Raw genomic sequence first — 20,683 nt, 5'->3', positions numbered from 1 at the left:
ACTAAAGGTTTCATTGAGGTTAGAGAGCCTGCTAAAGTTCGATCATGCCCGGGCCGAGTCAGGATCTGCGTCGCCAGCTCCACGAGATCGCCTTCACGCAAGCGGGCTATTTCACCGCGGCACAGGCGCTAGACCTCGGCTACAGCTACCAGGCACAGAAGTATCACGCGGATCACGGCAACTGGGTTCGCGTGGATCGGGGGCTCTTCCGCCTGCCCGGCTGGCCGAGCAGTCCGGACGACTCGTTTGCCCGGTGGACCCTGTGGAGCGGGAATCGTGGGGTGGTGTCGCATGACTCGGCGCTGGTGGTCCACGAACTGTCGGACGCGAATCCGTCCCGAATCCACCTGACGGTGCCATCGGGCTTTCGCGCAGTGGACGACGCCGTGGTGGCTCATGTCGGTGAGCTGACGAGCGCCGACATCGAATCTCGAGGGGCGTGGCGCGTCACCACGCCCGAGCGCACGATCCTCGATGTGTCGCAAGGCGATGTCTCGCAGGAGCTCGTCGACGCCGCGGTTGCCGATGCGCTCGAGCGTGCGCTCACGACACGTCGTCGTCTCCTCCGACGAGCAACGAGTTCGTCGGATCGGGCTGCTCTTAGGCTTGAGCGCGCCCTCGCCAGGGTGGAGGCCAAGTGACCCAGGGCAACGCTCGTCACCGGTCCTTCGGCGATCGGATCCGACTCGCTGCCTCTGATCGCGGCGTCGATGCGAACCGACTCCGCCGAGCCCTGGTGTTCCAACGACTCCTCGCACGCCTCGGGCCTGCGGGTCTCGTGCTCAAGGGTGGGTATTGCCTCGAGGTGCGCCTCGCGACCAGCGCTCGTGCCACGAAGGACATCGATCTCGTGGGCAGAATCGCGTTGACTCGCGACCAAGCCACGCTGCGCGACGACTTTGATGAACTCCTCGAACAGGGAGAGATCGAGGACGGCTTCTCGTTCCGCGTGGGCAAGGCGGTGCTCTTGCGCGGTGAGGACGCTCCCGCTCAGGCATGGCGCGTCGACGTGCTGGCGTTCTTGGAGGGGGCGGAGTTCGAGCGTGTCAAGGTTGACCTCATCGGGCAGCTCGACGAGGTGCGCGGGGCGACCGAGCGCATGGTCATTCCCGCACCGGTGGCGATTCCGGGGCTTGAACCAGTCACCGTCGAGGCGGTGGACGTCTACCAGCATGCGGCCGAGAAGTTCCACGCGTACTCACGCATCTATGCCCACGACCGGCCGTCCTCCCGGGTCAAGGATCTCGTGGACCTCGTCCTGCTCATCGAGGCGGGGCTGCTGACCGACGGATCGCGGCTCGGCGAGCGAATCAGGATCGTGTCACAGGAACGCGACGGTTCCCCTCCCGGATCGCCGCTGCCCTTGCCCCCTGGTGACTGGACACAGCCGTATGCCGCCTTTGCGGCAGATCTTGACCTCACCGCCGGCGCGACCGATGCGGCATACGACCTCGTCGCGGCGGTTCACGCTGCAGCGCTGACAGAACGGACCACCTCGTGACCCCACCTCGCGCGAAGAAGGCAGCTCAGCCCCCGACGACACGCGCGCGCCTCCAGGGCGTCATCAAGGAGTCGCGCAACATCATGCGCAAGGACGCTGGACTCAACGGTGAGCTCGACCGGCTGCCCCAGCTCGCATGGCTGCTCTTTCTCAGGGCGTTCGATGAAGTGGAACAAGAGCGCGCTCTGCTCGACGGCGCGTACCGTCCCGCGATCGAGGGGCGCTACCGCTGGTCCCAATGGGCCGAAGGCCAGAATCATCTGACTGGCGAACCTCTCAGGGACTTCGTCAACGACCAGTTGCTCCCGCATCTCAAGGAGCTGCGCGGGTCGGGCCGTGCCGGCGACCAGCGTGACACCTTGGCCGCGATCTTCAAGAACGTCGAGAACCGGATGATGAGCGGCCACCTCCTCAAGGACCTCGTCGACCAGTTGAGCAGGGTCGACTTCGCGAACGCGGACGACCTGCACACGATGGCCCACCTCTACGAGTCGATGCTCAAGGAGATGCGGGACGCCGCCGGCGACTCTGGCGAGTTCTACACCCCGCGTCCGTTAGTGCGGTTCATCACTGACCGGGTCGACCCGCAGGTCGGCGAGGTCGTCATGGATCCAGCGATGGGCACTGGTGGGTTCCTCGTCGAGGCCTTCGAACACATGCTGGCTCAGGCGGCCACAGCCAAGCAGCGGGAGAAGGTCAAGGGTTCGATCCGCGGCGTCGAGAAGAAGTCGATGCCGTTCCTTCTGGCCGAGATGAACTTCCTCCTGCATGGGGTCGACGACGCCAAGGCCGTGCAGACGAATGCGCTGACGAGCACCGTTGCCGATATGCGTCGCGACGGGGTGGACGTGATCCTCACCAACCCACCCTTCGGTGGTGAAGAGGAGAAGGGTGTCCAGGACAACTTCCCGTCCGGGATGCGCACGGCGGAAACCGTGTGGCTCTTCCTCCAAGCGGTCATGGCGCGGCTCGAGAAGCGCAACGGAAGGTGCGGGATCGTCGTCCCCAACTCGGTGCTCTTCGACCAGGGCATCGGGGGTCGGATCAAGGCCGACCTGCTGTCGAAGTTCAACCTGCACACGGTGCTGCGACTGCCCAACGGGGTCTTCGCGCCGTACACGCTGATCCCCAGCAACGTCCTCTTCTTCGAGAAGGGCAAGCAGGCCGACCACATCTGGTTCTACGAGCACCCGCTCCCGGAGGGACGGAAGAACTACACCAAGACCAAGCCGATGACGCACGAGGAGTTCGGGCCATGCGAGGCCTGGTGGGGCGGCAGTTCGCGTGAGGGGCGCGTCGAGACCGATCAGGCGTGGAAGGTCGCTGTCGCTGACGTCGTCGAGAGCGGCTACAACCTCGATCTGCGCAACCCGCACCGGCCCGACGACCTGACGCATCGACCTCCGGCTGAGTTGGTTGCAGAGCTCGTCGACACCGAGCACGAGCTGCTGGCGCTGCTTGAGGAACTCCAGCGCGAGATCAAGGACTTCTCCGCGTGAAGGTTCGCAAGGCGCGTATAGGGGAGATCCTCGAACTTCAGCGCCAACCCGTTGAGGTTGACCTCGCCGCCACGTACACACCAATCGGCGTCAGGGGCTTCGGCCGGGGCCTGTTTCAGTACGACCCTGTGTTGGGTGCAGATCTGGGCAAACTGCGCTTCTTCGAGCTTGAGCGCGATCGACTTGTGGTCAGCAATATCAAGGGATGGGAAGGAGCGGTGGCGGTCACGCCCAACGATGAGTCCGGCAGGATCGCCTCCAATCGCTTCCTTACCTATGCGACCCGAGACCACAATGTTGACCTGCGCTTTGTCGCATCTTGGCTCCTGTCGGAAGAGGGCATCGCGAGGTTGGGCGCCGCTTCCCCAGGCTCGGCCGATCGGAACCGAACGTTGTCCATCAAGAATTTCGAGGCGATCGAGGTGCCGCTGCCGCCGATCGTGGAGCAGTGTCGCATCGCCACCCACCTCGAACGTGTGGAGTCGGCGAGTCGTGCGCGAAGTGAGGTTGACGCCAAGTCAGCACGCCGAGTCGCAGACCTCGTCGAGGGAGCAGTTGCGAGCGCGGCCAAGGCACCGCGACGGGCCGCCGCTGACCTACTGGAAATCGATCGTCCTTGGTTTGATCATGAGGACGGAGCCAGTTACTTGCCCGTGGGCGTGCGGGGGTTCGGGCGCGGCATGATTCGGTACCCAGCGACGACCCGAGAGGGTCTCTCGAAGCTCCGGTACTTCCACCTTGTTCCGGATCGCCTCCTGGTGAGCAACATCAAGGCATGGGAAGGCGCCGTCACGACCACGAAGGCCGAGGACAGTTCGAGAATCGCCAGCAACCGGTTCCTCCAGTACCGCCTGCTGGGGACGGACGTTCTACTCGAGTGGGTGAGGCTCTTCCTGGTCAGCGGAGAGGGCCTGCATCAACTCCAGGAAGCATCCCCAGGGTCGGCTGATCGAAATCGAACACTGAGCCTGGCAACCTTCTCGCGGATTCAGATCCCGGTGCCCACCCCCGAAGTCCAGGAGCAGGTCGCGAGGGTCGCCCGCGTGCACTCTTCCTTGACGTCGATTCGAAGCCGACGTGACGTTCTCGGGTCTGCATTACTCCCGGCGGCGCGGAACGAGGTGTTCAGCTCGCTGCGGTGATGCTGCGCCATTGGTCGCCGGCAACCACGACATGGTCGAGGAACCGGACTCCCACCTCACCCGCTGCCCGTCTCAGGCGATCGGTCACGGCCACATCCTCAAGGCTCGGGCTGACCGAGCCGCTCGGGTGGTTGTGAGCAAGGGCGATCGCCACCGAATCGTGACGGAGTGCCAGTGACAACACCTCACGGACCGGAACCACGCTGGACGTAGCACCCCCGGCCGCGACCGTGAGCACGCGGCATACGCGATGAGAACCATCGAGCAGAATTGCCAGGACCTGCTCGGTCCGGGCGAGACCGATCCGCGGGATGGCTAGGTCAGCAATGTCGGCCGACGTGCGCACTACGACTCCCTCGGGCGGCGTGACCCGTCCGGCCAAGGCGAATGCTGCGACGAGCCGACAGGCTTTCGCCGGGCCGACGCCGGGCGTTCGGGCGAGTTCGTCGACGTCCGCGCGCGCGAGACCTCCCACGCCGCCCCATTCCACGAGGAGCGTGCGCGCCAGCCCCAACACACTCTCGCCCTGCCTACCCGTCCCGAGGTGAATCGCCACAAGCTCGGCATCCGAGAGCGCCACCGCACCCAGAGACATCAGCCGTTCCCGGGGTTGATCTTGGGATGTGCTCACGGGTCGACGCTAGGCGTTGAGAGGCTTCGGCATGTTCCGTTGTCCACAGGGACTCGCCGGACTGTCAGTGCCCTCAGGCAACCTGTATGGCATCACTCGAACGAGAGCAGGGGAGCAGGGGCAATGCGTGACATCAATCAGACGATCCAGGTCGACGGCTTCATCGGCGGAATCTTCAACGGGCCGACGACGATCGGGGGACCGGCCGAGGAGGCGCAGACCTACACCGTCCGCAAGGCGCGACTCCTCCCCGCGACGGACCAGTTGCTCTCGGTGGTTGCGAGTCTCATGAGCATCGGGAGCCTGCTTGTCGGCGCCGAGGGCGTCCGCCGTCTCTGGCGAGCCAGACCGGACGGTCTGGGCGATGCGGTCAGCGCCACCGTAGTCCTCCAAGCGTTCGGTGCGTTGGCCCTGCTCGCCCTTCTTCTCATGCTCAGCACCGTCCTGTGGTCGCTCAGGCGGCTTGCCAAGCATCGGCTGATGCACTTTTCGAAGGTGCCGTTTCTCCCAGTGCTTGCCGGTGTCACGAACCGACGGGGTCACGGGCAGTTGGCGCTCCTGCGCCTCAAGGGAACCTGCGTGCGGTGCGGAGGTCGCTTGAAGTTCTTCAATATGGCGACTGCGTGGCACACCGGCGAGAACGGCAGGAGGGTCGTGGATGAGCGCGAGTCTGCCGCCCAGTGCGTACGTAACCCGCGCCACTGGTTCCAGGTGGACATCGCGGACAAGTTGCTTCTCGACGTGGTCGAGGGCGATGAAGGCTGAGTTCTCTCAGCCTATGAAGATGCTGGTGGGGTCCTCGTCGATCTCGGCGAGGAGTTGGGCCGTGGTGCCGATGAAAATGTTGCCCTCGTGGTACTCGTGCCAGCGTGAATTGCGGTCGGACCAATGGAGGGTCCAGTCGCCCGCGTCCGGGCGGAAACGCAACTGGGCGAACGTCTCCTGGACCCAGTCGCCAGTCCCGTCTCACGGGCTCGCCGCTCACACAGCGTGACCGTGCGACCGCGGACGTGGTACTCCGCCTGCACTTGATCGACGAACTTCTCGGGCCACATCGCTCGGCAGAACTGCTCCACCCGGCGGAGGTCGGTCTCGGGAAGGTGAGCGGACGGCATACGAGATTCTCCGTCAGAAGTACCAGGGGAAGGGGGACCAGTCGGGGTCGCGCTTCTCGAGGAACTGGTCGCGACCCTCGACGGCCTCATCGGTCATGTAGGCGAGGCGCGTCGCCTCACCAGCGAAGACCTGCTGGCCCATGAGCCCGTCGTCGAGCAGGTTGAACGAGAACTTGAGCATGCGCTGCGCCTGTGGCGACTTCGCCATGATCTCGCGAGCGACCTGGAGGGCGTCGGACTCGAGCTCGGCGTGGTCGCTGACGATGTTGACTGCGCCCATGCGGTGCATGTCGTCAGCGGAGTAGGTGCGCCCGAGGAAGAAGATCTCGCGGGCGAACTTCTGGCCGACCATCTTGGCGAGGTACGCGCTGCCGTAGCCGCCGTCGAACGAGCCCACGTCCGCGTCGGTCTGCTTGAAGCGGGCGTGCTCACGCGAGGCCATCGTCATGTCGCAGACGACGTGCAGCGAGTGGCCACCGCCGGCAGCCCAGCCGTTGACGAGGCAGATGACGACCTTGGGCATCGTGCGGATGAGGCGCTGCACCTCGAGGATGTGGAGGCGTCCGCCCTCGGCCTTGACCCGGCGCTCATCGACCGTGTCGGCGGTGAGGCCGTCGGCGTACTGGTAGCCCGAGCGACCGCGGATGCGCTGGTCGCCGCCGGTGCAGAACGCCCAGCCCTGCGTCTCCTTGGATGACCCCTCACGCGGGGAAGGTCCGTTGCCGGTGACGAGGACGACGCCGACGTCGGGGGTGCGCCGCGCGTGGTCGAGCGCGCGGTAGAGCTCGTCGACGGTGTGCGGCCGGAAGGCATTGAGCACGTCGGGCCGGTCGAATGCGATGCGCACGGCGCCGAGGCCCTTGGCCCGGTGGTAGGTGATGTCGGTGAAGTCGAAGCCCTCCACCTCGTCCCACGCAGCCGGGTCGAACGTCTCACTCACGCCACTGATCGCACTCACGCGTCGGAGCCTAACGCCGGGCCTGCCGGTCGCGTGCCGAGGATCCTGACGTCCAGCTCGGCGAAGCGCCTGAAGCCGCGGTCGAAGGTCACGAAGCGCGCGCCCAGAGCTTGAGCCTGTGCGGCCAGCCACACGTCGCTGAGGTCGGAACCCCTCATGCCGAGCCGAGTCACCAGGTCGTGGAAGTAGCCCCATGCCCTCGGAGTCGGGGGAGATGGGAGCGCCGCCGGTGCACCGCGGACGGCCTCGCAGAACTCCAGCGCGTCCTCAGGGCTCAACGGGGTCGCCATGAGCCTGTGATGGGTGACGATCCGGGCCATGCTGACCAGGGTCGGTTCCAGGATCGCGACGGTCTCCGAGCCACCGAGGCTGCTCTGGAGGACGTCTCGCGCTTCCGCATGGTGCGTTGACACATTGTCGATGGCGTAGACGAAGACATTGACGTCGAAAACGATCATGCGATGGGCTCGTTGTCTCCGAGGGCCTCGGCCAACGCCTCCTTGTCGAGGATGTCGATGAGCAGACCGCCGCCGCCGAAGGTGGGGAGGACAAAGTCCACCCGCGCCGCCGACTGGGTGCGCACCAGATGTTCTCGCAACGCCGCCTCGAGAACGCTGCTCACGCTCTGGTTGGTGCGCGCCGCCTCGAGGCGAGCTTCCCTGAGGACGTCGTCGGCGATGGTCACTGTCGTGCGCATGGCATCAGTGCATCATGGTCGCGCATCATGATGCAATGGCCTGTGGATAACTCGCCGGGCGTCTCGCGGTCTTCTGGCACCGTTCGAACCCGGGGCGGCATGGTGGCCGTCCGACTCGAACCGGAGGCTGGAACGCATGAACGACAACATCCTGAGCTTCGACCGGGACCCAAACCCCGAGCCGCATTGGGGTGCAGGCAGGGGCGAGCCTGGCTTCGACGACTACCCCTATGGCGAGCCGGATGACCGCCACTACGGCGGTCCGGGCAACAGCAATCTCGGAGACCTGCTTCACCTCGTTGTCATCGACAACGAGGTCGTCAACGTCCGCAAGCGGCCGGTCGAGGGGAGCGGCTTCGAGCACACCGCGAGGGAGCTCGGTCGGGGACGCCCCGTGGTGCCGCCCACGCCGCCGCCTCCTCCCACGCCGGCCAAGCACGAGCAGATCCTGAGTTGGCTCTCCCTCCTCGTCGGTGGTGAGGACCGCCTGACTGCGCTCGACGCCCACGCCCTGCCCCACGAGGAAATCGACCTCAGCCGAGTCCCGCCAGAACTCCGTGAACGTGTGGCTCGCATCGACCACGAACTGACGCGGGTCTCGGAGCTCCTCTTCGGCACGGAGGTGTTGACCGCTTCGCGGCGCCTCCTGGCGACAGCGGTGGCAGCACAACCCGCGCTCCTGCGTGGCAGCCTGCCTGACGAGGCGATGGCGTGCGCGACGCTGACCGCTGCGGCGAAGGCCAACGACCTCGTGGGTCAGGGGCGCATCGTTCCCACAACGCTGCTGCGAACTCTCTTCAACCTCCGATCGGCTCCCCACGACAAGGTTCAAGCCGTGGCCCGCGCGGTTGCGCCCCAGACGCCGCTCCTCCGAGGGTGGGATCGGCTGCAGCTGGACGTCTTGGTGCTGGGATCCGGCAACTACCTGGTCGGCTCGTTCCGAGAGGCGATTGTTTCAACGCGTGACGCAGCACTTCACCTTCGCGCGATGACTCCTGAGCAGCCTGTTGCCACCGATGGGTAGCCGTCTGTCAGCGCGTCCAGATGTAGTCAGCGTCGCCCTCGGCCTCGATCAGTTCGTCGGGAACCACGACGAAGCGGGTCTTCTCGCCCGGTTCCTCGCCAGCGCCTGTCTCGACCTTGCCGTCGGGATCGACGGTCTCCAAGTGCGAACGCAGCGCCTGCTCGGCGAAGTCGTTCCAGGTGAGCCCGGTCCGCTTGGCATAGCCACGTGCCTGCTTGAGGAGGGCTGAGTCGATGCTGATCATGGTCTGCATCCCTCCATGATGCCGTCGGAGCGTCTCGTGCGGCATGACGCGAACGGCCCAAACCCTCGGCTCCGCCGTCCAGGCGCCCGAGTAGGTTCGGGCGTATGGCCCTGCTTTGGTACACGACCGTCATCGACTGCCACGACAACGCAGCCCAAGCACGCTGGTGGGCGGAGACGTTGGGCTGGAAGATCGGCTACGAGGACGACGAGGAGGTCGTCGTCTCGCCACCAGAGGCGACCGAGGACCCCATCGACACGCTCGAGGAGTGGCGCCGCCAACCGCAGGAGCTGGTCTTCGTCCGCGTCGAGGAGGCCAAGACGATCAAGAACCGCCTGCACATCGATCTCGCCCCCCACACCACCCAGGACCGCGACGCGGAGATTGCCTCCCTGCTCGAACGAGGTGCGACTCGCGTCGATGTCGGACAACCGGCGGACGTCACCTGGACCGTGCTCGCCGATCCGGAGGGCAACGAGTTCTGCGTCCTCTCGTCGCGCGACCGATGAGCACACCCAGTCTGACCGACCTCCTCGACAGCCTGCGGGTCGTCTCGATCCCGATGCGGGTGAAGTTCCGTGGCGTGACCGAGCGCGAGGTTGCGCTCGTCCAAGGGCCGACAGGCTGGGGGGAGTTCGGCGCCTTCCTCGAATACGCCCCGCCCGAGGCCAGCCGCTGGCTCGCCGCGGCGGTCGAGGCCGCGTGGGAGGGATGGCCCGAGCCCGTTCGCGAGTCAGTCCCCGTCAACGCCACCGTGCCGGCTGTTGACCCCCACGCCGTCTCCGGTGTCCTGCAACGCTTCTCGGGTGCGACGACCGCCAAGGTCAAGGTCGCCGAACGCGGACAGACGACAGACGATGACGTATGCCGTGTCGCTGCGGTTCGCGACGCGATGGGACCTTCCGCTCGGGTCCGGGTCGACGCCAACGGGGCGTGGGACGTCGACACGGCGACGGACGTTCTTGGGCGACTCGCGGCATATGACATCGAGTACGCGGAGCAGCCGTGCGCCACGGTCGAGGAGTTGCGCGATCTGCGAATCGCCTTGGCACGCAACGGGATCGACGTCCCTGTGGCGGCGGACGAGTCGATCCGCAAGGCCGAGGACCCGATGCGGGTGCGCGACCTCGACGCGGCCGACCTCATCGTCATCAAGGCCGCACCCCTCGGGGGAGTCCGACGAGCGCTCGACGTCGTCGAGCAGTGTGGGCTCCCTGCCGTGGTCTCGTCGGCGCTTGACACGAGCGTGGGAATGGCGGCGTGCGTCGCCCTCGCAGCGGCACTTCCGCAGCTCGACCACGCCTGCGGTCTCGGCACGGTTGCCTTGCTCGAGGGGGACGTCACGACCGACTCGCTCGTGCCAGTCGGTGGTGCGCTCCCCGTGCGCCGTGTCACGCCCGACCCCGCGCTCCTCGACCGATTTGCCGCCTCGCCCGACCGCATCCAGTGGTGGCGCGAGCGAGTCGCGTCCTGCTGGAAAGAAGCATGATCGGCATCAAGTGGATATGGGCGTTCCTCGACACGGTCGAGGGTGATGCTGACGCATCGGAAGCCTTCTGGCAGAACGTCACTCGGACCCGAATCTCGACCAGGCGCGGCGAGCGGGAAGAGTTCGCGACGCTGATCCCCGAAGGTGGCGACCCGTGGGTCAAGGTCCAGCGCGTCTTCAGCGGTGGCGGGGTGCACCTCGACCTGGACGTGGATGACGTCGGCGCTGGCGCCGCCGAAGCGGCACGGCTCGGTGCGACAGTCGTGCATCGCTACCCCGACGGGACCGTGATCGTCATGCGTTCACCGGGCGGCTTCACGTTCTGCATCACGTCGTGGGCACACGCTGGGTCGCCGACCACCCAGATCCGCATCGGCGAACCCGACCTCCTCGATCAGGTCTGCCTCGACATCCCCTCCACGCTCTTCGACCAGGAGTGCTCCTTCTGGGAGAAGCTGACGGGCTGGAACCGTCGCCCTGCGGGACGAGAGTTCGAGCGACTCGCTCGGCCGGACGGCATACCCATCGGTCTGCTCCTCCAACGACTCGACACCGTGACGGGCGAGGTGGGGGCGCACGTCGACTTCGCGTGCCACGACCGCGGCGCAAGCCGCGTCACCCACGAAGCCGCGGGCGCCACCTTCGTCGGTGAGCCGAATCCCGACGAATGGACGGTCATGCGTGACCCCGTGGGGCGTGTGTACTGCCTCACCCGCCGCTCACCATAAGGTCACAGGGTGCCGCTGCTCCTCGACCTCGAACCGTTGCGGAGCAATGCGGACTATCGACGCCTGTATGCCGGCTTCACCCTCTCGAACGTCGGATCCCAGCTCGCGGTGGTCGCCATCGGCCTGCAGGTCTACGACCTGACGCGGTCGACGGCGTCAGTGGGCATCGTGGGGCTGTGTGCGCTGATCCCCCTGGTCGTGATGGGGCTCTATGGCGGGACCTTGGTCGACCACTTCGACCGGCGCATCGTCGGACTCATTGCGCAGTCAGTGGCGTTCGTCGTCTCGGTGCTCTGCGCCCTCCAGGCGTGGGTGGGGAACACCCAGGTGTGGGTGCTCTATGTCCTCGTCGCAGCGTGGAACGCCGCCTTCGCGGTGGCCAGCCCGGCACGCACGTCCATCTATCCGCGCATCCTGCGACGCGACCAGTTGCCGGCGGCCAACGCCCTGTCGGTGTTCGCGATGAACGCGTCGATGACCATCGGCCCGTTGCTCGCCGGCGTCCTCGTCGACTGGGGTGGCTTCAGGACGGCCTACACCGTCGACGCCCTCATCACGACGGCGGCGCTGTGGGGATTGGCCCGATTGCCCTCTCTTCCACCGGAATCCGGCGACCAAGGTGAGAGCGAGCCGTCGAGGCGAGCACCCGGCATACGGTCGGTTCTCGACGGCTTCGCGTTCCTCGCGACGCGCCCCAATGTGCGCATGACGTTCATCGCCGACATCTGCGCGATGGTGCTGGCCCAGCCGCGCGTGCTCTTCCCGGCGGCAGGTGCCGTGATCTTCGGCGGGGGCGCGACCACGGTCGGCGCGCTCACCGCGGCGGCCGCGGTAGGTGGGATCGGGGCGATGTTCTTCTCCGGTCGGCTGGGCACGGTGATCCACCAGGGCCGCGCGATCCTCATCTCGATCGTCGGGTGGGGTGCCGCGATCGCCGGACTCGGTGCCGCGATGCTCGCAGCGGGGGAGGTGCTCACGCGCGAGCAGGCGCTCTGGGTGGGGCTCGCCGCGATGGCGATCGCCGGTGGGGCCGACTCGGTGAGTGCGGTGTTCCGGACGACGATCCTGCAGTCGGCGACACCGGACCACCTGCGCGGACGCCTTCAGGGCGTGTTCATCGTCGTCGTGGCGGGCGGACCGCGGTTGGGTGAGTTCCTCGGCGGGTTCGTTGCCGAGGGAATCGGTGAGGGCATGATGGCTGTCGTTGGCGGGTTGGCCTGTGTCGCAGCGATGTTCGTGCTCGCGCGGGTCACACCCGGGTTCCTGCGATACGACGCCCGCAGCCCCACGCCCTGACCGGAGGGTCAGTCGGTGAGGTCGAGGCCGAGGAGGGCGTTCTCGACCACCTCGGCGAGTGCGGGGTGAATCCAGTACTGACCACGTGCGACGTCACGAGCCTTCTGCCCGAAGGACGCCGCCTGGATGAGCGGCTGGATCAGCGTGGAGGCGTGCGGGCCCATGCAGTGCGCAGCGAGAATGAGCCCGGTGGCCGGGTCCGCGTGGATCGTCAGGATGCCGGTCGTGTCCTCCAACGCCCATCCGTATGCCGTGTCGCCGAACGACTGCGTGTAGCTCACGTGGTCGGTCCCCGCCGCGTCGAGCTCGGCCCGGGTCGGTCCGAACGCGGCGACCTGCGGATGACCGAACACCGCGTGCGGGACGTAGCGGTGGTCGGCCTCGACCGGCTTGGCATCGGCGTCCGCGTGGCGCCCCGTGTCGACTGCGAGGTTGTGGGCGACGACCCGGGCCTCGTGGTTGGCGACGTGCTTGAGCTGCCAGGGGTTCGCGACGTCGCCCAGGGCCCAGACGCCCTCGGCAGTCGTGCGCTGCTGCGCGTCCACGATGACCACCCTGTCCTCGTCCACCTCGATGCCGCCGGCCTCGACCTCGAGCCGGGGCCCGTTGGGCGTGCGGCCCACGGCCACGAGCACGGTGTCCACCTCGACGTCCGTGGCGCCATCACGACCCTTGAGCGCGAGCGTCCACGCGCCGGTCGCGGAGTCGCGGGTGGCCGACTCGACCTGTGTGTCGAGCCGGAGGTCGTGACGGCCGTGCGCCAACTCCGTGTAGCGCTGCGAGATCTCGGCCTCCTCGCTTCGCAGCAGCGCGCCCGACCGCTGGATCTGGGTCACCTCGACGCCGAGAGCGCTGAAGACGTGGGCGAACTCGCACGCCACGAACCCGCCGCCCACGATGGCCATCCGGCGAGGCAACTCGTCCATGCGCATGACGGTGTCACTCGTGTGGACGCCGCGCGCCGGGTCCGCCTGGTCGAGACCGTCGACGTCGAGCAGGTCGGCACGCGATCCGGCCGCGACGACGATGCGGTCCGCGGTGATCGCCTCACCCGACTCCAGCGCCAGCCGACGCGGACCGACGAAACGGGCGCGGACGGCATACACGGTCACGAAGTTCTGACCACGTCGGTAGTCCTCGCCGCCAGCTGCGATGAGGTCGATGCGGTCGGTGAAGATACGGTCGCGAATCGCAGGCCAGTCGACGGTCACGTCGCCGCCGATGGTGACGCCGAGCCTTTCGGCCTCGTGCGCGTCCACGACACGGTCGGCGGGCAGGACGAGCATCTTCGTCGGGATGCAGCCGACGTTGAGGCAGGTGCCGCCGAAGGTGCCCTCCTCGACGATCGCGATGTCGAGCCCCTCGAGTTCGGGCGTGATGAGCGAGTTGCCCGACCCTGTGCCGATGATGATGAGGTCGTGGTGACGCGCCATGAATTCAGCGTATGCCGTGTGGTCCCGGCCGTCGGACCCGCCGTGAGTGCCAGAGGCGTCAGTGGTGACTCCTTTGGCACTCGCCCTCACAACCCAGCGGGCGTAGCCTCGAAGCATGGACACCAGTGACGTGATTGTCGTGATGGGTGTCTCCGGCTCTGGGAAGACCTCGGTCGGGCGGGCCATCGCGGCGGAGACATCGTGGGACTTCATCGAGGGCGAGGCCTTCTTCGAGCCGGCCGACCGCGAGGCCTATCGGGCGGGGACGCTCGACGACGCGGGTATGGACAACTGGCTCAAGGTCGTCGGGTCGTGGATCGACGGATACGAGTCGACCGGCCGTGATGCCGTCCTCTGCTGTCCGGCGCTGCGGCGCAGGGATCGGGACGCCCTTCGGAAGGGGCGGCCGCACGTGCGCTTCTGCCACGTGACGGCGAACCGGGCGACGCTGCGAAACCGGGTCGGGGCCGAGGGGGCTCAGCATCTGAAGGACGACGTCTCGGCGCTGGAGCCGCTCGGTGCCGACGAGCACGGTGTGACCGTGTCCACCGAGGGTGACCCCTACGACATCGCTCGGAAGGCGCTCGCCTCCTTGGGGCTCGATCCCGGCCACTCCTGACAGGCCGACCTGGAGGGCTTGAGGGCGCCGGCGTTGTCCACAGGTGTCCCTGATGAGGCCTGCCGTCCACAGATCGTCTGGTGCGGGTGGACGTGAATAGCGCTGTGCGAGTGGGATGTTCGCATGAATGGCGCAGAGGAACTGAGAGTCAGGGCCGGGCGGTGGCGGCTGGCTGCCGAGGCGACCCGAGCCGAGTTGAGACTGCTGGTGGGGGTGTCGGAGCTGAGTTGGCGGTCGTCGTCAGCGGAGGAGTTCAGGCGGCTCATCTCCCGACGCGTTCGAGAGCTGCGAGAGCTCGCAGAGCGTGAGGACGCGGTCGCTGACCTGCTCGACCGGGTGGCATCCGAGGCGGAGCGCGCGGCATGAGCGACCTCGTCGTCACGGGCGGCGAGGGTGGCGTTGAGGTGGCCGTGGAGGACCTCCAGCGTGCGGCCGCAGGGATGCGCATGGGAGCAGACGCCATCTCGGAGTCGACGCCCCAGGATGCCCAGGTCATCATCGCCAGCCGTGCGACCCAGGGTCTGGGAGCCGAATGGGCTCAGGGGCCAGGCATCCTGGGCGCACCGCTCGATCTCCTGCCACTCGTCAGCCAGGCGCGACGAGAGTTGCGGGGAACGATCTCCGACAGCCGCGGCGTCGTGGAGCGGATGCGTGAACTCGCTGACACGCTGTCGAGTGCCGCCCGCTCCTACGCGTGGGCCGAGGAGACGGTGGGCGGTCTGGTGGCCGGACTTCACGCGCAAGCGATGACGACTGCGTGGCTCGTCACGGAGGTCACCGGGCAGGCGTTCGGGTTGCTCGACGAGGGCACCGGCTGGGATGTCCGTGTGGCGCGTGCCGAGCCGTTGGCGCGGGTTCCCGATCCGACCTCCACCACCTCCCTGCTCGCCGGGGTGGAATCGCTGGGTGCCGATGGGCGGGTGCGCGTCATCGAGGTTCCTGCTGCTGACGGGACGACGACCTGGGTGCTGCAAGTGCCGGGGACGCACAGCGAAGGCGTGGATGGGTGGGCGCGGGGTGGTGAGATTCCCATGGACTGGCCGGCGAACGTGTCGTTGATGCTGCGGGCGACCAGTGCGTCCAAGATCGCTGCGGCGAAGGCGCTGTCGCTGGCTCAGGCCGGTCGCGCCGGACCGCGCGACCGCGTCGTCATCGTCGGTCACAGCCAGGGTGGGATCGTGGCTGCCGCCCTGGCGTCCGATCCCGAGTTCGCGCGCAATCATCGGGTCACGCACGTGCTCACGGCAGGATCGCCGATCGACGCCTTCCCCATCCCCGACTCCACGTCGGTTCTCTCTCTGCAGCACGCAACGGACGCGGTGCCGATGCTCGACGTGGCACCTCCACCACACCGCCGCAACTGGACGACGGTGAAGGCGGCAGCGCCCGGGAGCGCGGGCGCCCATGGCCTCGTGGCCTACGGCGAGACAGCCGGTCGAGCCGAGCGCTCCGGCGACGTCGCGCTGCGGACATGGACGGCGGGGCTCGGGGTCGCGCTCACCCCTGCAGCGGGGTCGACGCCCGTGGTGCGTGAGTTCCGGTCGGAGCGACGGTGGCAGAATCGCGACTCGTGACTCCCAAACTGCTCTTCCGCCGCGTGGCCGTCGCCGAGGCGATCACGTGGGCCCTTCTGCTCTTCGGCATGTTCCTCAAGTACGTCACCGAGACGACCGAACTCGGTGTCCGGATCTTCGGGATGCTCCACGGAGTCGTCTTCATTGCCTACGGCCTCGTCGCCATCGCGACGTGGGTCAACCAGAAGTGGTCGCTGCGCACTGGCCTGATGTCGCTCGTCAGCGCGGTGCCGCCGTTCGCGACGATCCTGTTCGACCGCAGTGCCGAGTCCGCCGGGCAGCTCGAAGGCCCCTGGCGCTTCGCCGTCGGTGGGGAGTCTCCGTCTTCGCTGCCCGAGCGGCTGCTCGCGTGGCTGACCCGCAACCCCGCGCTCGCGGCGGTCGTCGGCGTGGTCGCGGTGGCCGGGCTGACGGGGGCCGCACTCTTCGTTGGACCTCCCGCGTCGGGTAGCTGATGAATCCGTCCACCGCGCTCGCTCACGTCCTCGTGGACGAGTTGATCCGCGGTGGCGTTCGCGAGGTCGTCCTCGCTCCGGGTTCGCGTTCGGCTCCTTTGGCGTATGCCGTGCAACAGGCCGAGCGGGAAGGTCGCCTCCGCCTCCACGTGCGGGTCGATGAGCGGACGGCCGGGTTCCTGGCGCTGGGCCTGGCGAAGGGTTCTGGCACGCCGGTCCCCGTGATCACGACGTCGGGCACTGCGGTGGCGAACCTGCATCCCGCGGTGCTCGAGGCGCACCACACTGGCGTGCCTCTCATCGTGCTGTCAGCGGATCGTCCAGCGGAGTTGCGCGGGACCGGGGCCAACCAGACCACGGTGCAGCCGGGCATTTTCGGCGGAGCCGTGCGGTGGTCGGTGGACCTGCCCGCGCCGGAGTCCGTCGAGTCGGTGGGTGCCTTCCACCGCACTTCCGTATGCCGCGCACTCTCCGCCGCCCTCGGCGACCTGATGGGCGGGTCGCTCGCCGGTGCCGGTGGTCCGGTCCACCTCAACGTCGGCTTCCGCGACCCCCTCACCCCCGACTTTGTGCCCCAACGGGGCACGTCCGCGGGGCCTTCGGCCCGCTCGACGCGTCCCGTTGGGGCACAAAGTCGGGATGGATCCGGGGTTCATGAGGGGCGGGCTGACGGGGCGCCGTGGGTGCAGGTGCCAGGGGATGGATGGTTCAGCGGCGCGGAATCGATCGCCGATGTGCCGCGGACCCTGGTCGTCGTCGGTGACCTCACCTTCTCGTCCGTTCGCTCGAGCCAGGTTGTCGCGTGGGCTCGAGCCCAGGGCTTCCCTGTCATCGCGGAGCCCGTGGGCGACCACGACAGATCCTTGGTCATCCCGCATGGGCCTCTGCTCCTCACAGACCGTGAATGGGTTGGAGCCCACCTGCCAGACCGAATCGTCGTTGCCGGTCGGGTCACCCTTTCTCGCGCGGTCGGCGGCCTGCTGCGCGCGGAGGGCGTCGAGGTCCACGTCCATCCGGCGGGTCCTGACTGGGCAGATCCCAGTCACGTGGTTTCACGCGTGGGTGAGCTGACCGAGTTGATCGGTCGCGCGACGGGTGACGTCGTCGTCGACGAGTCGTGGGCCACGTCTTGGCGGGATGCCGGATCGCTTGTGGCAGAGGCAGTTCAGAAGGATGCAGCGCCATGGGGGACCGGGCTCGCGGTCGCCTCGGTGGTGGGGGAGTCCCTGCCCGATGGCGCCCAGCTCTTCGTCGGGTCGTCGAACCCCGTGCGCGACCTCGACCTCGGCTTGACCCCCCGGTCGGCCCCCTTGACGGTCGCGGCCAACCGAGGCCTGGCCGGCATCGACGGCTGCCTGTCCACGGCCATCGGACTGGCCCTGACGACAGATGCGCCCAGCTACGCCTGGGTGGGAGACCTGACCTTCCTCCACGACTCCAACGCCCTCGCCGTCGGCCCTGACGAGCCGCACCCGGACCTCACGATCCTCGTCACCAACGACGGGGGCGGAGGCATCTTCCGGACCCTTGAGCACGGGGCCCCCGAGCGGGCCGACGACTTCACCCGCATTTTCGGCACCCCGACCGGAACGGACTTCGGGGCACTGTGCCGAGCACACGGCATACGCCACGTTCTTGCCGAGACGCGTGAAGCGGCAGCCGAAGCGTTGTCCGCGAAGCCGGCCGGGATCACCGTCGTCGAGGTGCCGGTCGACGCCGAATCGCACCGGGGCGCGCACGAGCGGCTCCGCGAAGTCGCGCGCGCTGCACTGGCGATTTCGGGCTGAGCGGACCCCTTGCGAGAATGGGCCAGTGACCACGACCCCCGCGCGTACTGATGTCCTCGTCGTTGGGGCCGGCCCGGCCGGCTCTGCAGCAGCGGCCTGGGCGGCACGAGGCGGGCGCGACGTGGTCCTGGCCGATGCGGCCATCTTCCCGCGCGACAAGACCTGCGGCGACGGGCTGACTCCGCGCGCGATCGCCGAACTCCAGCGCCTGGGCCTCGAGGAGTGGGTGCGCGGGCACACGGTCAACCAGGGGCTGCGGGCGCACGGCTTCGGGCAGGTGCTCGAACTGCCCTGGCCCGGCGGGTCGCTGCCCAGCTGGGGCTCCGCAGTGGCGCGGACCGAACTCGACGACCACCTCCGCACGGTGGCGCTCAAGTCAGGCGCCGTCGGGGTCGAGGGAGCCAAGGCCGTGGATGCGCGCGTCGAGGGCGGCCGAGTTCGAGGGGTGACCTTCCAGCGTGATGGTGAGACGTTCGAGATCGAGTGCGAGCGCCTCGTGGTGGCCGACGGTGTGCGCTCGGGACTGGGCAAGGTTCTCGGGCGCGAGTGGCACAAGGACACCGTCTATGCGGTGGCTGGACGGTGCTACGTCGACTCCGACCGCTCGGATGACCCGTGGATCAGCTCGCACCTCGAGTTGCGCGGCGAGGAGGGCGAGATCCTGTCTGGCTATGGCTGGATCTTCCCGCTCGGCGGGGGACAGGTGAACGTGGGCGCCGGGACGCTGGCGACGACGAAGCGCCCGGCCGAGGTGGCGGTCAAGCCGCTCATGGCCCGCTACGTCGAGGAGGTCCGTCACGACTTCGGGCTGCGCGGTGAGGCACGGATGGCTACGAGTGCCCTCCTGCCGATGGGTGGGGCCGTCAGTGGTGTCGCTGGGGCCAACTGGGCACTCATCGGCGACGCGGCCGCGTGCATCAACCCGCTCAATGGCGAGGGCATCGACTACGGACTCGAGACCGGGCGACTCGTGGTCGACCTGCTCGACACCGACCTGTCGGTGTCGTGGCCGGCGCTGCTCAAGGAGCACTACGGGGAGGCGTTCTCGGTCGCCCGTCGACTTGCCGGCATCGCCACCGTGCCGCGCGTGCTGCCTGCTCTCGGCCCGATCGGGATGCGCTCTGACTTCGCGATGACCCTGGCGTTGCGCTGGATGGGCAACTTTGTGACCGACGATGACCGCGACCGTGCTGCGCGCGTGTGGCGTTGGGCCGGACGACGCTCCATTGCGATGGACCACCGCCCTCCCTTCACCTGATGGACGGGGTGGCTCCGAGCGGTCGCCTGCTGCTGCGAGGGACCGGCTACCTGGCCCTGGTGGTCGGCATCCTCGCGAGCTTCCTGATCGCCGGGGTCATGGGCTTCCTCGATCCGGAGATGGATGCGTCGTCCGACCCGGACTGGATGTTCTGGGTGTGGTCCGCCGCGAACGCGGGCCTGCTGGCACGTGCGCCCTTCGTCGGATTGCTCATCGACGGCGACAAGGTGGTGCGCAGGGGTTGGGTGCGCAACTGGACCTACAGGGCCGAGGACGTCGTCACCGTGAGGTCGCGTCCTGTGCCGGAGGTCGGAGGCGCAGGGTCGACGGCGCGCCGTGTCAAGGCCGCACGTGACGCCGTCGGCCTGACCGTCGGCTGATCCGGTAGCGGACGCGGTAGGTGTTCGTCGCGCCGAGGGGATTCCTAGGGGTAGCGACCGGGCACGGTGGGCGGCAAAGGGGCGGACGGCATACGACGTCGTGCTCAGGGACCCGGCTGGGAGGTGCGTTTGCCGCGCACTGTGCCCGGCTCCGACGTCAGGAACTGGCGAGGGCGTCGCGGACGCCCGGCTCCTGCTGCCCGAGCACCGGGTCGCGGCCGCTGACGACGTCAACGACGGCCTTGATGTTGGCGACCTTCTCGCGAACCACGCCGACCTGCCAGTCACGCGGGAAGCGGCCCTGGACCGTCGTGTCGCCCACACCCTGGGTGGCCATTCCCGCTGCCCGACACAGGGCCACCGCGCGGCCCACGTGATAGCGCTGCGAGACCACCGTCACGTCGTCCACGCCGAAGATGCGATGGGCGCGCTGGCACGAGTCGTAGGTGTCGCGGCCGGCGAAGTCCATGACCACCGCCTCTGTAGGCACACCGGCCGCCACGAGGTAGTCGCGCATCGCCGTGGGCTCGTCGTAGGCGTGGGTGCGGTTGTCGCCAGAGACGAGGAGGACGCGGACCTTGCCCGCGTCGTGGAGCTCCTTGGCGGCGTCGAGTCGCGCCTTGAGGTAGGGCGTCGGCTCACCGCTTGGGCTGATGCCCGCCCCGAGCACGAGAGCGACTGGTGCCTCGGGAGCCTCAGCGACCTCGTGCACCCGGTCAGCCGAAGCGATCGACACCCAGAGCCAGGGGCCGAGCACGCCCAGCAGTCCCAGCACGACCGGCACGGTCAAGGCGCGAACCCAGCGTCGTTCCCACAGTCTCTTCACGCGGTGAAGTGTGCCTCGCGCGCCTGT

At 67.9% G+C, this 20,683-nt stretch carries 24 protein-coding genes and 2 pseudogenes; 17 read left to right on the top strand and 9 right to left on the bottom strand.

Features of this window, described 5'->3' with window-relative positions:
• The first annotated feature begins 44 nt into the window (after positions 1-44).
• From N802_RS06210 to N802_RS06195, 4 genes are read left to right on the top strand one after another with little or no spacing between them, the layout of a single operon-like run.
• Positions 45-641: a type IV toxin-antitoxin system AbiEi family antitoxin domain-containing protein gene (locus N802_RS06210; protein ID WP_035913676.1), complete on the top strand. Its 597-nt coding sequence runs from the start codon at positions 45-47 to the stop codon at positions 639-641.
• Positions 638-1,501: a nucleotidyl transferase AbiEii/AbiGii toxin family protein gene (locus tag N802_RS06205; protein ID WP_052109485.1), complete on the top strand. Its 864-nt coding sequence runs from the start codon at positions 638-640 to the stop codon at positions 1,499-1,501. Before N802_RS06210 ends, N802_RS06205 begins: the two co-directional genes overlap by 4 nt.
• Positions 1,498-3,000 carry a class I SAM-dependent DNA methyltransferase gene (locus tag N802_RS06200; RefSeq protein ID WP_035913674.1) on the top strand — a complete coding sequence of 501 codons (1,503 nt, stop codon included), beginning with the start codon at positions 1,498-1,500 and terminating at the stop codon, positions 2,998-3,000. Before N802_RS06205 ends, N802_RS06200 begins: the two co-directional genes overlap by 4 nt.
• Positions 2,997-4,142, top strand: coding sequence for a restriction endonuclease subunit S (locus N802_RS06195; RefSeq protein ID WP_035913671.1), 1,146 nt, complete (start codon positions 2,997-2,999; stop codon positions 4,140-4,142). Before N802_RS06200 ends, N802_RS06195 begins: the two co-directional genes overlap by 4 nt.
• Here N802_RS06195 and radC read toward each other — a convergent pair.
• Positions 4,126-4,773 carry a RadC family protein gene (gene radC, locus N802_RS06190; RefSeq protein ID WP_035913670.1) on the bottom strand — a complete coding sequence of 216 codons (648 nt, stop codon included), beginning with the start codon at positions 4,771-4,773 and terminating at the stop codon, positions 4,126-4,128. The two genes, N802_RS06195 and radC, sit on opposite strands and share 17 nt — an antisense overlap.
• Before the next feature lie 123 nt (positions 4,774-4,896).
• Here radC and N802_RS06185 point away from each other — a divergent pair, with 123 nt between their 5' ends.
• Complete coding sequence (locus tag N802_RS06185; protein WP_035913669.1) at positions 4,897-5,538, top strand: hypothetical protein; 642 nt, start codon at positions 4,897-4,899, stop codon at positions 5,536-5,538.
• A 6-nt stretch (positions 5,539-5,544) separates the two neighbouring features.
• Here the strand turns inward: N802_RS06185 and N802_RS19865 are convergent.
• The 5 genes and pseudogenes from N802_RS19865 to N802_RS06165 all read right to left on the bottom strand — a co-directional run.
• A pseudogene (locus N802_RS19865) lies at positions 5,545-5,718 on the bottom strand (DUF3024 domain-containing protein); the annotation flags it as partial.
• A gap of 35 nt (positions 5,719-5,753) precedes the next feature.
• Positions 5,754-5,888 (bottom strand): annotated as a pseudogene (locus N802_RS21155) (hypothetical protein); the annotation flags it as partial.
• Positions 5,889-5,901: 13 nt separating this feature from the next.
• Complete coding sequence (locus N802_RS06175; RefSeq protein WP_035913667.1) at positions 5,902-6,846, bottom strand: 1,4-dihydroxy-2-naphthoyl-CoA synthase; 945 nt, start codon at positions 6,844-6,846, stop codon at positions 5,902-5,904.
• Complete coding sequence (locus N802_RS06170; protein WP_052109480.1) at positions 6,843-7,304, bottom strand: TA system VapC family ribonuclease toxin; 462 nt, start codon at positions 7,302-7,304, stop codon at positions 6,843-6,845. Before N802_RS06170 ends, N802_RS06175 begins: the two co-directional genes overlap by 4 nt.
• Entirely contained in the window at positions 7,301-7,543 is a 243-nt protein-coding gene (locus N802_RS06165) for a hypothetical protein (protein WP_035913664.1), read from the bottom strand. The genes N802_RS06170 and N802_RS06165 overlap by 4 nt, the downstream gene beginning before the upstream one ends.
• A gap of 136 nt (positions 7,544-7,679) precedes the next feature.
• Here N802_RS06165 and N802_RS06160 point away from each other — a divergent pair, with 136 nt between their 5' ends.
• Positions 7,680-8,567: a hypothetical protein gene (locus N802_RS06160; RefSeq protein WP_035913661.1), complete on the top strand. Its 888-nt coding sequence runs from the start codon at positions 7,680-7,682 to the stop codon at positions 8,565-8,567.
• Positions 8,568-8,574: 7 nt separating this feature from the next.
• Here N802_RS06160 and N802_RS06155 read toward each other — a convergent pair whose 3' ends face one another.
• Positions 8,575-8,811, bottom strand: coding sequence for a hypothetical protein (locus N802_RS06155; protein WP_156971303.1), 237 nt, complete (start codon positions 8,809-8,811; stop codon positions 8,575-8,577).
• Between the two features lie 104 nt (positions 8,812-8,915).
• Between N802_RS06155 and N802_RS06150 the strand changes: the two genes are divergently transcribed.
• From N802_RS06150 to N802_RS06135, 4 genes are read left to right on the top strand one after another with little or no spacing between them, the layout of a single operon-like run.
• Entirely contained in the window at positions 8,916-9,320 is a 405-nt protein-coding gene (locus N802_RS06150; RefSeq protein WP_035913655.1) for a VOC family protein, read from the top strand.
• Complete coding sequence (locus tag N802_RS06145; protein WP_035913651.1) at positions 9,317-10,300, top strand: o-succinylbenzoate synthase; 984 nt, start codon at positions 9,317-9,319, stop codon at positions 10,298-10,300. Before N802_RS06150 ends, N802_RS06145 begins: the two co-directional genes overlap by 4 nt.
• Positions 10,297-11,028, top strand: a complete 732-nt coding sequence (locus N802_RS06140; RefSeq protein WP_052109478.1) for a VOC family protein — start codon at positions 10,297-10,299, stop codon at positions 11,026-11,028. The genes N802_RS06145 and N802_RS06140 overlap by 4 nt, the downstream gene beginning before the upstream one ends.
• A 9-nt stretch (positions 11,029-11,037) precedes the next feature.
• Positions 11,038-12,324, top strand: coding sequence for an MFS transporter (locus N802_RS06135; protein WP_035913649.1), 1,287 nt, complete (start codon positions 11,038-11,040; stop codon positions 12,322-12,324).
• Between the two features lie 8 nt (positions 12,325-12,332).
• Here N802_RS06135 and N802_RS06130 read toward each other — a convergent pair whose 3' ends face one another.
• Entirely contained in the window at positions 12,333-13,757 is a 1,425-nt protein-coding gene (locus N802_RS06130; RefSeq protein ID WP_035913869.1) for a mycothione reductase, read from the bottom strand.
• Between the two features lie 115 nt (positions 13,758-13,872).
• On the opposite strand from N802_RS06130, the gene N802_RS06125 reads away from it, so the two are divergent.
• From N802_RS06125 to N802_RS06095, 7 genes are all read left to right on the top strand, one after another.
• Positions 13,873-14,376, top strand: a complete 504-nt coding sequence (locus N802_RS06125) for a shikimate kinase (RefSeq protein WP_035913648.1) — start codon at positions 13,873-13,875, stop codon at positions 14,374-14,376.
• Between the two features lie 123 nt (positions 14,377-14,499).
• A complete protein-coding gene (locus tag N802_RS06120; RefSeq protein ID WP_035913645.1) occupies positions 14,500-14,742 on the top strand; it encodes a hypothetical protein in 243 nt (80 codons plus the stop codon).
• The gene (locus N802_RS19350) at positions 14,739-15,950 is read left to right on the top strand and encodes a PGAP1-like alpha/beta domain-containing protein (protein ID WP_052109477.1); all 1,212 of its coding nucleotides are present in this window, start codon (positions 14,739-14,741) and stop codon (positions 15,948-15,950) included. Before N802_RS06120 ends, N802_RS19350 begins: the two co-directional genes overlap by 4 nt.
• The gene (locus N802_RS06110; RefSeq protein ID WP_035913643.1) at positions 15,947-16,405 is read left to right on the top strand and encodes a DUF3817 domain-containing protein; all 459 of its coding nucleotides are present in this window, start codon (positions 15,947-15,949) and stop codon (positions 16,403-16,405) included. Before N802_RS19350 ends, N802_RS06110 begins: the two co-directional genes overlap by 4 nt.
• On the top strand, positions 16,405-18,192 hold the full coding sequence (menD, locus tag N802_RS06105) for a 2-succinyl-5-enolpyruvyl-6-hydroxy-3-cyclohexene-1-carboxylic-acid synthase (RefSeq protein ID WP_035913640.1): 1,788 nt from the start codon (positions 16,405-16,407) through the stop codon (positions 18,190-18,192). Before N802_RS06110 ends, menD begins: the two co-directional genes overlap by 1 nt.
• Before the next feature lie 25 nt (positions 18,193-18,217).
• Positions 18,218-19,450: a geranylgeranyl reductase family protein gene (locus N802_RS06100; protein ID WP_035913638.1), complete on the top strand. Its 1,233-nt coding sequence runs from the start codon at positions 18,218-18,220 to the stop codon at positions 19,448-19,450.
• Positions 19,450-19,830, top strand: a complete 381-nt coding sequence (locus N802_RS06095) for a hypothetical protein (RefSeq protein ID WP_035913636.1) — start codon at positions 19,450-19,452, stop codon at positions 19,828-19,830. Before N802_RS06100 ends, N802_RS06095 begins: the two co-directional genes overlap by 1 nt.
• A 157-nt stretch (positions 19,831-19,987) precedes the next feature.
• On the opposite strand, the gene N802_RS06090 is transcribed toward N802_RS06095, so the two are convergent.
• Complete coding sequence (locus tag N802_RS06090) at positions 19,988-20,656, bottom strand: SanA/YdcF family protein (protein ID WP_035913634.1); 669 nt, start codon at positions 20,654-20,656, stop codon at positions 19,988-19,990.
• Positions 20,657-20,683: the final 27 nt, after the last annotated feature.

This window comes from Knoellia sinensis KCTC 19936 (assembly GCF_000768705.1).
In the GTDB taxonomy this organism is placed as follows: domain Bacteria; phylum Actinomycetota; class Actinomycetes; order Actinomycetales; family Dermatophilaceae; genus Knoellia; species Knoellia sinensis.
Note: the sequence above shows the minus strand (reverse complement) of the source record. Positions and strands in the feature narration are given on the sequence as shown.